Genomic DNA, 12,350 nt, shown 5'->3' on the forward strand with positions numbered 1-12,350 from the left:
ACCAATCTAATCTTATGAAACTATCATTAAAGATAATTTGTTTGAATTAATATAGCGTCGTATTAAAGTTCACTTTGATTTAGTGATCATTGTTTAACAATACATGTAAAACATACTTTACCCTTGCCACAACAATATTAGTGACAAAGGGGTTTTGTAGTGGTTTACTAGCTTGACGAGTGGTCCTCCGTGTTCGTATCTTGACTTTTTTTCCAATGATGTAAAGCGTAAGCGGTAAATACCATAACGGCGAGCATACCAACGTATATAAGTAATTCAATATAAAATAATGATTGCGTTATATCTGCCAAGGTTGTATGGTTCACGAACACGTCATAAGGGTTTGAGTTTCGATAAGATATTTCAATTTTGTCTCCAAATGAAAATTGATCGAATGTATTTTTTGTTACTTCTTTTACCACTTCAACATTTTCGTCGTCACGATTTTGAAAAGAAAGTGTGAATTCAAATTTTGAATCTTGGTGCTTCCGATAACCAATATCGGCTTGCTCATCGATGATAATGGCCTCAGTCTTTGTATTTGAAATGGGTATCATTTTCCGAAGAATGTTCACTAAAAATCTACCTGAGAAATAGACGAACACAATCATTACAACAGTAAGAAATTTCATCCCATTTCCTTTTGACGGTTTGCCTAAAAATGTTTTCTTTATTAGTCGTTCGATCGCAGGGATTTCGGTTATTAGTAAAAACAATCCAAGGAGCGAGAAAAAGCCAAATGTGGCAATCGCTACAACGAAAAAGAAGCCATCATACAAAAAGTCACGTGCCGTTGAAAACGTTCCATAAATTGAAAAGCCTTCAATGTTATCGCCAATTTTAAAGTTATTCATTTGTTGTCTTGATATACGATGAAGATACCTTGATTCAGTTCCATCTAGTAATTGTACACGGACGAAATAGGCTGGTGGAGTAAACAAACTTTTTTCCCCGACTTTAGCAGTAATGATGGCTTCCTCTTTTTTTGCTTCTGAGAGATCATATTCTTCCATATAGGAATCAATCATAATTCCAGTTAGAATACCGAAAAATAGCGTGAATATGAATATGCCGATAATCTCTTTAAACTTCTCCAATTATAAAGTTCACATCCAGTATTTAAACGTTATTACCTTTATTGTATCGAAGTTAGGTTAAGAATTAAGAGTACCAGGAACTAGTCTTACACACGCAGTTTGTAGGTCTAAATACACTCTTATGATGTTTGACCTTTTTTGTATAATGTTCATAAAAGGAAGAGGTGTAAAGGAAGATTAAAACTTTTATTCATGCGATCATTTATTTATTTTGGTTATCCTTTTTCGGCTTTATGCTATATACGACGGTAACGTCTTTCGTTACTGATTACAACATTTTAAATGCTGAGAAAACAACGGCAACCGTAGTCGAACAACATTCAAAAAAGAGTTTATTTCGGACGCCGACGTATTTTGTTACTGTTGATTTGAATCGAATAGAAGAGTATGGGGATTATAACGGAATTGAGAATCGAGTGACATCGTTTCAAATGAAAAAGGCTGAACAAACGTCTGAAGTGAACGGATATTTTATCGATGATCATTTTTTCACGCTATACGATATTTTGCTCGATAGTTTTGTCATCATCGTACTGAGCATTTTCTTATTGCTTTGCTTGTTCGCTATGTTGTTGTACCCATTTTTAATAATCGTTGAAAAGAAAAAAGTACAACAAAAGCCGAAAAAACCCCGTCGCTTAAAGGTGAAAAAGAAATCACGAGATGAGCCTGAGAAAATGACGTTCACTAAAATTTTTCTCACCATTTTTTTCGTTGGTGGGTTCATGTTTTCAAGCTTGTTCGTAGTGAACAGTTTTCATAAATTCATACCGCTCGGGCAAACGAAGACTGATGCCATCGTCAAGGCAAAAGATTCGGAACTTGAAGTGATGTACTTTTTAAAAATGTGGAGAGAGACTACAGCGGATCCAACGTTTACGCTTCAACTGTTATTTGAAACTGAAGATGGAGAACGTTATGAAGTTGTAAAAGAAGTGACTCGGCATACGTATCGAAAAACAGATGTTGGTGATGTTCTAGAAATTTCTTATCGAAATGTGAATCCATACGACATTTTCGTATCATCTAGTTTAGGAGATTTTCTCGTATTATGGGTATATACTGAATTATATCTTTATATTGTGATTGTGGGGGCTGGCTTAATTTATGTTTTATTCAAAATTGTTGCGTATGCAAAGAAACGAAAGAAAACATAATGGCGGATTCTTATGAGTTCGCTATTTTCAAATAGAAATCGTATGGTTAAAAATGCTAAGATGTAAGTATGCTTTCAAGTTCACTAATGGGAGGGGAAGAAGTGCTTGCGTTTTCTGTTTTTAGAATTTTGCATATATGTTCTGGATTTTTAGCGTTACTAATTTTCTGGATTCCCCTTGTGACGAAAAAAGGACGAAAAGTGCATCGAACGGTCGGATGGATCTATGTGTGGGCGATGGCGATCGTTTCGCTTTCCGCATTTTATATGGGAGCATATCGTGTATTATTCGATGAAACGGCTGCTCATGAGCTTATCTCGTTTTCTTGGTTTTTAATTTTTATTTCGATTTTAAGTGGGGCGACCGCATGGTACGGTATTCGTGTGCTTCATTTTAAACAGCGGAAAGAACGACATCGTCATATATTTGATTTGTTCGTTAGCTCTTTACTCGTAGGGTCAGGCGTAGGGATAAGCTTGTATGGATTTTCGATTAATTCCCCTTTAATCGCGTATTTTCCTTTGCTCGGTATTTTTATTGGCGTATTGCAATTGCTATATTGGCTCCGAAAACCGTCTCAAAGAATGCATTGGTATTATGAACACTTCGGCGGGATGATTCCATGCTGCATTGCGACAGTGACAGCTTTCACCGTTTTTGGAGCACCACGGCTATTAAATATAGAAACGACAAGCATTTTTTTATGGTTTTTGCCAACAATTCTGCTCGTGCCTGTTTTAATTGGGTTTCAAATTTATTATAATAACAAGTTTTCAAAGAGTTTTTGAACGGGGGGAAGAGATAATCGAATTATTCTATGTCGTTGCTTTTGTTTTTCTCTTTATTATGAATGGACTTGTCATTTTCGCATGGAAAAAGTGGAAGTTTCATTTCATTGTTTCTAGTCTTGTATTGTTATTCATTAGCCCGTTTGTCGAACGGTTATTTTATCGAGTTAACTTAGCGATTACAAAAGATGTCACTTCAGTCGACTTGGAAGCTATTCTCTTTTTCTTTGCTACGTTAGGAAATAGTTATGTCCTTCTGGCAATTGGGCTAGGTCTTCTTATAAAAAGAGTTTTCATTCAAGTAAAAAACAATGAATGGACGAAGAAAAACAATCAACTCCTTGTGCTCGGTTTAGGCGGATTGTTTCTTGCTCCTGTTGTCAAAATGATATATTTTAAGGTTGTGTCTCGAATGAGTATTCATCATGGTGCTACCGTTGATTAACGACTTGCAATAATGCTAATCGTCATTGGTATGATTTTTATTTTGATTTGGTTATTAACAAAACGATGGATAGCGAAACGGATCATTCATATTTCGATTGTCGGTCTCCTATTCGTTGCTCTTTTTCCGATTGTTAAGTTACTAAGCAACCAATACTACTTATTTTTCCTTCCATATCAACCTTATGAAGCGTGATTATATAGTTATGCCTTGGTGATACTTTTCTTGGTTATCGGGGTATTTTTTCTTTTCATAGCTTTAATAAAAGCGATAAAAAATTGAACTTTATTCACTTAAAGCACGGGAGCGGTGCTTTTTTGTTTTTGGGTGAATTTGAGAAGTTGCCTTTTTATCGTTGAAGGTTCAAAATAAACATACGAGAAAAGAAGGGAGTGTCCGCATGATTTACATTGGTGTAACGGGCTGGGGCGACCACGACTCTATTTATCAAGATGGGGTAAAATCGATAGAAAAGCTTGTTCATTATGCGAGTCACTTTCCGATCGTGGAGTTGGATGCAAGCTTTTATGCCATTCAACCGAAGCGCAATATGGAGAAGTGGATTGCGGAAACTCCAGATACGTTTCAATTTGTTGTTAAAGCGTATCAAGGAATGACGGGACATGAACGCGGAAGCAACCTTTTTAAGACTGAACAAGAGATGTATGATGCATTTATTCAATCGATCCTTCCTCTTCATGAAGTAAACAAGCTTGCGATGGTGCTCTTCCAATTCCCACCATGGTTTAATTTGAAGAAAGAGAATGTGAAGCAACTACGGGAAATTAAGCAATTGATGGGTGACCTTCCAGTAGCGCTTGAATTTCGTCATCAATCATGGTTTCATCCCCAATTTAAAGAAAAAACATTAGCGTTTATGAAGACGGAAGGGTGGATGCATAGCATTTGTGATGAGCCACAAGCAGGTGAAGGGTCAATTCCTACTGTTCTGCATCCTACGAATACTCACGCAACACTCGTTCGTTTTCATGGTCGAAATGCGTATGGATGGAATCGATCAAAAGATAAAAATTGGCGAAACGTTCGTTATTTATATAGGTATAACAGAGAAGAACTATTGGAATGGGCTGTTCATTTGCGGATGCTTGAAAAACGATGTGAAAATGTGTATGTACTGTTTAATAATAATTCAGGCGGTCATGCTGCTCAAAATGCAAAAGAGATGATCGAGTTGCTTGGCATTCAATACGAACAACTTGCACCACGGCAATTAAACTTGTTTTCGTAATGAAAGGGGGAATAACATGGCACTAGAAACGATTCATATTTATCATACGAATGATCTTCATAGTCATTTAGAGCATTGGCCTCAGATAGCGCATTTCATAAAACAACAACGAAAGTTGCACGAGCTTCAAAATGAGGAAATGCTTTTATTTGATATTGGTGATCATTGTGATCGCGTTGATAGTTTAACAGAAGGTTTATCAGGTAAAGGAAATGTTACACTGTTAAACGAACTTCATTATGATAATGTGACGATAGGGAATAATGAAGGGATCACATTTTCAAAACAAGATCTAAATTCGCTCTATGATGAGGCAAATTTTGAAGTACTTGTGGCGAACCTTTTTCATAAAAATGGGCACCGACCGCATTGGGCGTTTCCTTATGATATTCATCGTCTAAAAAATGGAATGAATGTCGGTGTTATCGGAATTACAGTGCCGTATTATGCGTTTTACGATTTGCTCGGTTGGAAAGTGTCTGATCCGTGGGAAGTGTTGCCCCCACTTATTGCACAGTTAAAGAAAAAGGTAGATATTATTATTTTGCTTTCCCATATGGGATATGGCTTTGATGTTGAAGTTGCTCAAACGTTAGACGGAATTGATCTCATAATCGGCGCCCATACACATCATTTACTCCAGCAGGGCAAACGAGTAAAAGGAACGTTAATTACCCAAGCGGGCAAATTTGGACGTTATGTTGGACAAATTACGGTTTCGTTTGATCTTAATATGAAGCAAATTGTTACGGCGGATGCGTCATGTGTGCCAGTTACTACGATGAAATCCGATCGTAAAACGGAACAGCTAATCACTGATTTGCGTGCTGAAGGTAATCGTCGCTTAAATGAAGAAGTGGCAAAACTTTCTTCACCATTGCCTGTTTCTTGGTTCGGGTCATCCCCTTTTGCAAATGTATTGGTACAAAGCTTAAAGGAATGGTGCAATACAGAAATCGCGATGGTGAATGCAGGGATTTTGTTAGATGGGTTACCATCTGGGACTGTGACAAAAAGTGATTTACATCGTGTTTGTCCACACCCGATTAATCCGTGTATTGTTACGCTAAGCGGAAGTGAACTAAAGGAGATTATTGCTCAAGCGCTACGTACGGAAATGATTGGATTGCAATTTCAAGGTCTTGGCTTTCGTGGGAAAATGATGGGTGCAATGGTGTACGACGGAATTGAGTTTGAAGTGCAACGGTATGCGGATGGTGAAAATCGAGCACGAGACATTTTTATTAATGGTAAGCTGCTAGAACCGAAGGAATCTTATGAAATTGCAACGATCGATATGTTTACGTTTGGAAGATTATATCCAGCAATTGCACAAGCGAAGGAAAAACAGTATTTTTTGCCTGAGATGCTTCGCGATTTACTTGCGTGGAAGCTGAGTCACATTGTAAACGAATGACATACAGTATAGAAAGACTAATCCTTATAATATAGGATGTGGAAGTACATCTCTAAAAATTTTGTGGATGTACCGAAAAACAGTTTTTATTTGTATGACATTCGCAAGTTAGAAAGGAGTCGGAGTGGCGAATGATTTCAGTTGAACCACTGTTTATTGAAGGAAAACCATTTACGGCAGTAACCGTAAAACTACCAAAAACAAATTTTATGTCAATAAGTAACGATAAAGGGTATATCATGTGCGGAGCACTCGATGTTCAATTGTTGAACGATAAATTAAAAGAACGAAAAATTATTGCTGGTCGAGCAGTCGGTGTTCGTACGATTGAGCAATTGCTTGAGGCTCCATTGGAATCGGTCACACTTGAAGCTGAGGAACTAGGCATTCAAGCAGGTATGATAGGTAAAGATGCGCTTCTAAAGATGTTTTAAATTCTTGTCCTGATTTCCCTTTCTTCATGCATATATATAGCATGAAGGGAGGGGTTTTCTTGTTTATAAGAAAACGGCCCCGCCGGGCGCCAATGTCTTTTCGAACGGTATTTGCGATTTCAGCGATTGTATTCATCGTTTTAACGATACAAGGATTATGGCTTGTAGAAAGTGGAATTAAGCCAGTCCTAGTTGAGATTGCAAAAGCCGAAACGCAGCGGATTGCACAACAAGCGATTAATGATGCTGTATCGCAAAAAATGGTTGGAGATGTGGAAGCGTTAAGTGAACAGCACGAGCTAGTCATTACGGAAAAAGATGAAAGTGGAAAAATTACATCAGCTCGAATTAATTCACGGTCGTTTAATCGGATCTTATCTGAAGCGACCGAAACGGCACAAGAGTATTTAAATATGATTGAACGAGGTGAAATTAATCAGTGGTCAGAACTGTTGGAAGAAACAGATATTGAGCCAGTGGGAGATCATGAACACGGTGTTGTTCATTACATTGCGCTAGGAAAAGCGACGCGAAATGCATTGCTTGCTAACCTTGGACCAAAGGTGCCGATCCGATTCCACACGATCGGTGAAGTGCAATCGAAGCCGGTCAGTGATGTGAAGCTCGTAGGTATTAATAATATTTGGATCGAAATCAATATTCGTTTTGAAGTTAATGTTAATGTAGTCGTGCCGTTTGCAACTGAAACAGATAAAGTGACAGCAAATGTGCCACTCGTGTTTACATTAATCAACGGCGAAGTTCCGCAGTTTTACAATCAGTCAAGTGAAGGAATGCCCCCTGCCATCGTTCCTAATTTTGATCAATAAATGTTAATTTCTATTGATCAAATTTAGATTAGTGGATTATACTATATTTAATCAAATTATCATAAAATTGTAACAACATTTTTAGGAAGGAGGGCAGAGTATATTTTTTATTAAAATAGGGAGGGAAAAAAGATGGAGACTCGAAGTCAGTGGGGAACCCGCGCAGGGTTCATCTTGGCTGCTGTCGGATCTGCAATCGGTTTAGGAAACATTTGGCGTTTTCCGGCTGTAGCTTATGATAATGGAGGCGGCGCATTCTTCATTCCGTATTTGATTGCTCTTTTGACTGCAGGAATCCCAATACTAATTATGGAATATGCACTTGGTCATAAGTACCGTGGTTCTGCTCCGCTCACATTTCGAAAAATTAACAAACATTATGAATGGCTCGGTTGGTGGCAAGTGTTTATTTCATTTGTTATTTCAACATATTATGCAGTTATTGTTGCATGGGCCATTTATTATGCGTACTATTCATTAACGTTAGCATGGGGAACTGACACACAAGCATTTTTATTTGAAAACTATTTGCAAGTTGTTCCAGCTGGAGAGGTCGGTTCACTCGTACCGAGCGTGCTCTTTCCGCTTATCATCGTATGGCTCGTAGCACTATTTGTTCTTTTCCGCGGTGTTAAAAAAGGAATTGAAATTGCGAATCGAATTTTTATCCCGACACTCGTCATTATTTTTTTAATTATCGTTATCCGTGCGATTACCCTTGAAGGAGCTGTTTTAGGCTTACAAGCTTTCTTTGAACCAAACTGGGATAAAATTTTTAGCGGAGAAGTTTGGGTCGCTGCATACGGACAAATTTTCTTTAGTTTATCGATTGCATTTGCGATTATGATTACGTATGCAAGTTACTTGCCGAAGAAATCTGATATTACGAACAATGGATTTATTGTTGGGCTAGGTAATTCTAGTTTTGAACTTTTGGCAGGAATTGGAGTTTTTGCTGCTTTAGGGTTTATGGCGACAGTGAGCGGAACGTCAGTCAATGATGTAGTTGCTGGTGGAATTGGTTTAGCGTTTGTCGTCTTTCCACAAATTATTAATGAATTTCCGTTTTGGAATGAATTTTTTGGGTTTCTCTTTTTTGCATCGCTCGTCTTAGCCGGAATTACATCGTTAATTTCAATTATGGAAACATACATTGCAGGACTTTCGGATAAGTTCGGCATTTCGCGGTCAAAAGCCGTTTTATTCGGTGGTGGGGTTGCGGCACTCGTTTCACTCTTATTTGCAACTCAAGGAGGAGTGAACTTCCTTGATGCGGTTGACTACTTTATTAACCAGTTTGGGGTTGCGGTTGCAGGACTGATCGAAGTGATTGTTATCGCTTGGTTTTTACGAAAAGTTACGAATCTGCAAGAGCACGCGAATGCGATTTCTGATATTCGTCTCGGGCTTTGGTGGAAATTATGTCTCTGGATCATAACCCCGATTATTCTTGGCTATATGCTTTACGATCTGTTGCGTACGAATGTACTCAAGCTCTTTGATACAGAAACAGGGAACTATGAAGGTTATTCTGATGCCTTTATTATGTATTCCGGGTGGTCCGTAGCAATCGGAGCTATCGTGCTCGGAATTGTCGTCGCCTTGTTTAAATGGACGAATCGTTCTGTGTTAGAAAAGGAGGATGAGTAATTGTGAGTGCTAGTGCAATTGTTATGATGGTGTTAGGTATGATTCTTTTGTGGGGAGGACTCGCTGCTAGCATTTGGAATGCAGTTCGTACTTCCAAAAAACAAAAAGCTTAAAAGGATAAAAGAAGGATTGGGCATTCTTTGCTCAGTCCTTCTTTAAATTTGTAGGACAGCTTATTAAAGGTAGCTAAGTGTTCGTCTGCACCTATAAAGCTTGCCCATCGGTAAGTTTACTTTTTTGATCGTTCTTGACGTTCCCAAGCTTTTAATTTTGGATACGGATCAAAGCTCCATTCGCTTGATCCAGTATATTTGTACATTCCGTAATGCAAGTGTGGCGGGAATTTACCAGCAGTTCCTTTCGGTCCATACCCTGAACTTCCTACGTATCCAATCGAGTCTCCTGGTTTTACAATTGTATCTTTTTCAACCCCTTCTTCAAAACGGCTTAAGTGTGCATAATAATGATACGTATTATTTAAGTCACGTATACCTACTCGCCACCCTCCGAATCGATTCCATCCGATAACCTCGACTATTCCGTATGTCGTTGCCCGTACCGGCACCCCGTAGTCTGCAAATATGTCTGATCCTTCATGAATGCGAAGGCCTCCCCATCCACGACGTGCGCCCCATGAATTTTTTATCGTGTAGTTTGCTTGCAGCGGAAGTGGAAACGCGTGTTCATTTAAGTCTAACGTATTAAATTCTTTAAAAACTTTTGCATGACCGAGAATCGTTCGAACGGTTAAATCACGCTTGTAATAATCCCATAAGCCAATTTTTATATCGTCTTCATGTGAACCATAGCGTTGCAGGTGAGTCGCGAAAGTATATAAAACATCTTCGTCGTCATTTTGATCAGCTTTGCCATCGCCATTTCCGTCTTGACCAACTCCACCAAACAAACCAATTGTAAGCGGGTTATTGTCTTTCTTGTTAGGATTTAATCGGCCTGCCCATTCTTCTGGCGAATAATAAATAGCGATTTGCCCAGTCTGTTCTGGAATCTCTTTTTTAGAGTGTCTAACATTTCGTTCATATTGATCAACAGCTGCAAAATAGTACCATTTAATTTGTGTTAATGTTTCCATTTTTTTATATAGTAGCATCCGTTCTTCAAGCTCTGTTTTTGAATTTTCTTCTGCATACACATTGATGGTAATCATGAAAAAATTAAAAATGATGACAATGAAGAGAAAAGGATGCCTCCATTTCACGAAAATCACCTCCAAAATCCTTTGATTAGTTTGCGTTATATGAAGAAAAACATGTTGCTTTTTTTTGGAAGCATGAAAAGCAAGTCGATAGAAATACGGTTTTGTTTGTGGTAGAGTGAATTATGACTAAGCTGTAGCGATTGGAGTGAGCTTGATGTCAAAACAACAAGAATATTTGCGAAAGCCTGATTGGTTAAAAATTAAATTAAATACAAACGAAAACTATACGAGCTTGAAAAAAATGATGCGCGAAAAGAATTTACATACGGTTTGCGAAGAAGCAAAATGTCCGAATATCCATGAATGTTGGGCCGTACGCAAGACAGCAACATTTATGATTTTAGGCGAAACGTGTACGAGGGCGTGCCGTTTTTGTGCAGTTAATACTGGACTTCCGAATGAATTAGATTGGAAAGAACCTGAAAGAGTAGCTGACTCCGTAGCTCAAATGGGATTAAATCATGTCGTTATTACGATGGTTGCTAGAGATGATTTAAAAGATGGCGGGGCAACTGTCATGGCAGAAACAATTAAAGCGATACGTCGCAAAAATCCATTTTGTAGTATAGAAGTATTGCCTTCGGATTTAGGTGGCGTGAAAGAGAATTTGCAAATTATAATGGACGCGAAGCCTGATATATTAAATCATAATATTGAAACCGTTCGCCGTTTAACAAAGAGAGTCCGTGCAAGAGCAACATACGAGCGGTCTCTTGAGTTTTTAAGAAGGGCGAAAGAAATGAATGCAGACATTCCAACAAAATCAAGCATAATGATCGGACTCGGAGAAACGAAAGAGGAAATTATCGAGACGATGGATGATTTGCGTGCAAATGACGTCGATATTATGACAATTGGACAATATTTACAACCGACAAAAAAACATCTACAAGTTCAAAAATACTGGCATCCTGATGAGTTCGCTGAATTAAAACAAATTGCGATGTCTAAAGGGTTTAGTCATTGTGAGTCGGGACCTCTCGTTCGCTCATCGTATCATGCTGACGAACAAGTAAAAGCTGCCAACGTAAAAGCAACGTAAACCCTGCGTGTAGAAAAGGGGGATGTAGTGTGATCAACATTCAAGGAAATCGCTATGAAATTATAGAAAATGTAAAAAATGGCTGGAATGAAGAAGCTTTTAAATCACGTTATAGCGACATTTTAAATAAATATGATTATATCGTTGGTGATTGGGGCTATAGTCAACTGCGGTTAAGAGGTTTTTTCGAGGATAGTCATCCGAAAGCTCCATATGATAAAAAAATTAGTACGCTTCCTGAATATATTTATGAATATTGTAATTTCGGATGTGCTTTTTTTGTCATAAAAAAAATGAAGTAAGTGGTACGTTTTAGCGTGTACCACTTATTTTTATTAATAAACCGGTCGTTCGCTGTCGACTTCTTCATCGTCATGAGGGGGATGAGAGACAGGGTATTGACGAGGTAAACCTTCATGCAGATTTTTATTTTCGTAAGCGAAGTTGCTCTTAGCATGTTGATCTGGACCGAAAGGAGTGGATTTTCCGAGTCTGCGGTTAATCGGTGATCCATACGGTCCTTCAGGAAAGTCTTCAGGAATGATTTCATTATGCATTTTTTCAACGGGAACGAAATCACTATACTTATTTCGTTCGCCTCGATTGCCTTTCTTATTTACCATTATTGTTCACCCTTTCTTGTCACACGACGTGTTAGTTGTAAAATACCCTGAATTGGTGAACTTCATTAAGGAAAATAAATCCTTGTGCTTCAATTTTAAACATTGATTATTTCAATTAAAAAACCCCGTAATTCGTTCGCATTTTTTTCATTTAATTGAAATGTGTCTTCGAGGTAACCAGGTGTTTGTAAATCGTCGGTTCCGATAATGGCAAAGCGACCTCCTTGCAAGTCAAATACAAGGGACTTGCCGTAAAACCGGTTTGTTTTCATAATTCCTAAGTCAAATCGTTCGTTTTGCCCCATAAAGCTGATGAAGCGAGTTTCCGTCTCTTCTAAATCATCGTATAAAAAAAAGCGTTCTTCAGACATATGTAAATTTTCTCCTTTCTGTTGGTAC

15 protein-coding genes are annotated in these 12,350 nt (G+C 38.1%); 11 read left to right on the top strand and 4 right to left on the bottom strand.

From position 1 onward, the window contains the following. Positions 1-167: 167 nt before the first annotated feature. A complete protein-coding gene (locus tag ABU914_RS00625; protein WP_379667812.1) occupies positions 168-1,097 on the bottom strand; it encodes a hypothetical protein in 930 nt (309 codons plus the stop codon). A gap of 233 nt (positions 1,098-1,330) precedes the next feature. Between ABU914_RS00625 and ABU914_RS00630 the strand changes: the two genes are divergently transcribed. The 9 genes from ABU914_RS00630 (at position 1,331) to ABU914_RS00670 (ending at position 9,180) form a co-directional block, all read left to right on the top strand. Beyond that, positions 1,331-2,254: a hypothetical protein gene (locus ABU914_RS00630; RefSeq protein ID WP_379667813.1), complete on the top strand. Its 924-nt coding sequence runs from the start codon at positions 1,331-1,333 to the stop codon at positions 2,252-2,254. 101 nt (positions 2,255-2,355) lie between these two features. Continuing rightward, a complete protein-coding gene (locus tag ABU914_RS00635; protein ID WP_379667814.1) occupies positions 2,356-3,042 on the top strand; it encodes a DUF2306 domain-containing protein in 687 nt (228 codons plus the stop codon). A gap of 58 nt (positions 3,043-3,100) precedes the next feature. Then, positions 3,101-3,487, top strand: a complete 387-nt coding sequence (locus tag ABU914_RS00640; protein ID WP_379667815.1) for a hypothetical protein — start codon at positions 3,101-3,103, stop codon at positions 3,485-3,487. 400 nt (positions 3,488-3,887) lie between these two features. After that, positions 3,888-4,736: a DUF72 domain-containing protein gene (locus tag ABU914_RS00645; RefSeq protein ID WP_379667816.1), complete on the top strand. Its 849-nt coding sequence runs from the start codon at positions 3,888-3,890 to the stop codon at positions 4,734-4,736. Between the two features lie 16 nt (positions 4,737-4,752). Continuing rightward, positions 4,753-6,153: a bifunctional metallophosphatase/5'-nucleotidase gene (locus tag ABU914_RS00650; RefSeq protein ID WP_379667817.1), complete on the top strand. Its 1,401-nt coding sequence runs from the start codon at positions 4,753-4,755 to the stop codon at positions 6,151-6,153. A 131-nt stretch (positions 6,154-6,284) separates the two neighbouring features. Continuing rightward, positions 6,285-6,587, top strand: a complete 303-nt coding sequence (locus ABU914_RS00655; protein WP_379667818.1) for a YunC family protein — start codon at positions 6,285-6,287, stop codon at positions 6,585-6,587. Positions 6,588-6,646: 59 nt separating this feature from the next. After that, the gene (yunB, locus tag ABU914_RS00660) at positions 6,647-7,417 is read left to right on the top strand and encodes a sporulation protein YunB (protein WP_379667819.1); all 771 of its coding nucleotides are present in this window, start codon (positions 6,647-6,649) and stop codon (positions 7,415-7,417) included. Positions 7,418-7,549: 132 nt separating this feature from the next. Next, positions 7,550-9,067: a sodium-dependent transporter gene (locus tag ABU914_RS00665; RefSeq protein ID WP_379667820.1), complete on the top strand. Its 1,518-nt coding sequence runs from the start codon at positions 7,550-7,552 to the stop codon at positions 9,065-9,067. Positions 9,068-9,069: 2 nt separating this feature from the next. Further along, on the top strand, positions 9,070-9,180 hold the full coding sequence (locus ABU914_RS00670) for a methionine/alanine import family NSS transporter small subunit (RefSeq protein ID WP_379667821.1): 111 nt from the start codon (positions 9,070-9,072) through the stop codon (positions 9,178-9,180). A 116-nt stretch (positions 9,181-9,296) separates the two neighbouring features. Here the strand turns inward: ABU914_RS00670 and ABU914_RS00675 are convergent, their stop codons facing one another. Next, entirely contained in the window at positions 9,297-10,235 is a 939-nt protein-coding gene (locus ABU914_RS00675; protein ID WP_379667890.1) for a M23 family metallopeptidase, read from the bottom strand. 205 nt (positions 10,236-10,440) lie between these two features. On the opposite strand from ABU914_RS00675, the gene lipA reads away from it, so the two are divergent. Further along, positions 10,441-11,328, top strand: a complete 888-nt coding sequence (gene lipA / locus ABU914_RS00680; RefSeq protein WP_379667822.1) for a lipoyl synthase — start codon at positions 10,441-10,443, stop codon at positions 11,326-11,328. 29 nt (positions 11,329-11,357) lie between these two features. Then, positions 11,358-11,630: a YutD family protein gene (locus ABU914_RS00685; protein ID WP_379667823.1), complete on the top strand. Its 273-nt coding sequence runs from the start codon at positions 11,358-11,360 to the stop codon at positions 11,628-11,630. A 33-nt stretch (positions 11,631-11,663) separates the two neighbouring features. On the opposite strand, the gene ABU914_RS00690 is transcribed toward ABU914_RS00685, so the two are convergent. Both ABU914_RS00690 and ABU914_RS00695 read right to left on the bottom strand, forming a co-directional pair. Beyond that, complete coding sequence (locus ABU914_RS00690; RefSeq protein WP_379667824.1) at positions 11,664-11,951, bottom strand: hypothetical protein; 288 nt, start codon at positions 11,949-11,951, stop codon at positions 11,664-11,666. 95 nt (positions 11,952-12,046) lie between these two features. Continuing rightward, positions 12,047-12,322, bottom strand: a complete 276-nt coding sequence (locus tag ABU914_RS00695; protein WP_379667825.1) for a DUF3055 domain-containing protein — start codon at positions 12,320-12,322, stop codon at positions 12,047-12,049. Positions 12,323-12,350 lie beyond the last annotated feature (28 nt).

Origin of the sequence: Pueribacillus sp. YX66 (assembly GCF_041725775.1) — a bacterium.
Lineage (GTDB): Bacteria > Bacillota > Bacilli > Bacillales > UBA6769 > Pueribacillus.

Coding starts and splice junctions, on each gene's coding strand:
- ABU914_RS00630 (WP_379667813.1), top strand. CDS start 1,331: ATGCTATATACGACGGTAACGTCTTTCGTTACTGATTACAACATTTTA.
- ABU914_RS00640 (WP_379667815.1), top strand. CDS start 3,101: ATGAATGGACTTGTCATTTTCGCATGGAAAAAGTGGAAGTTTCATTTC.
- ABU914_RS00645 (WP_379667816.1), top strand. CDS start 3,888: ATGATTTACATTGGTGTAACGGGCTGGGGCGACCACGACTCTATTTAT.
- ABU914_RS00690 (WP_379667824.1), bottom strand. CDS start 11,951: ATGGTAAATAAGAAAGGCAATCGAGGCGAACGAAATAAGTATAGTGAT.
- ABU914_RS00675 (WP_379667890.1), bottom strand. CDS start 10,235: ATGATTACCATCAATGTGTATGCAGAAGAAAATTCAAAAACAGAGCTT.
- ABU914_RS00650 (WP_379667817.1), top strand. CDS start 4,753: ATGGCACTAGAAACGATTCATATTTATCATACGAATGATCTTCATAGT.
- ABU914_RS00695 (WP_379667825.1), bottom strand. CDS start 12,322: ATGTCTGAAGAACGCTTTTTTTTATACGATGATTTAGAAGAGACGGAA.
- ABU914_RS00665 (WP_379667820.1), top strand. CDS start 7,550: ATGGAGACTCGAAGTCAGTGGGGAACCCGCGCAGGGTTCATCTTGGCT.
- ABU914_RS00655 (WP_379667818.1), top strand. CDS start 6,285: ATGATTTCAGTTGAACCACTGTTTATTGAAGGAAAACCATTTACGGCA.
- lipA (WP_379667822.1), top strand. CDS start 10,441: ATGTCAAAACAACAAGAATATTTGCGAAAGCCTGATTGGTTAAAAATT.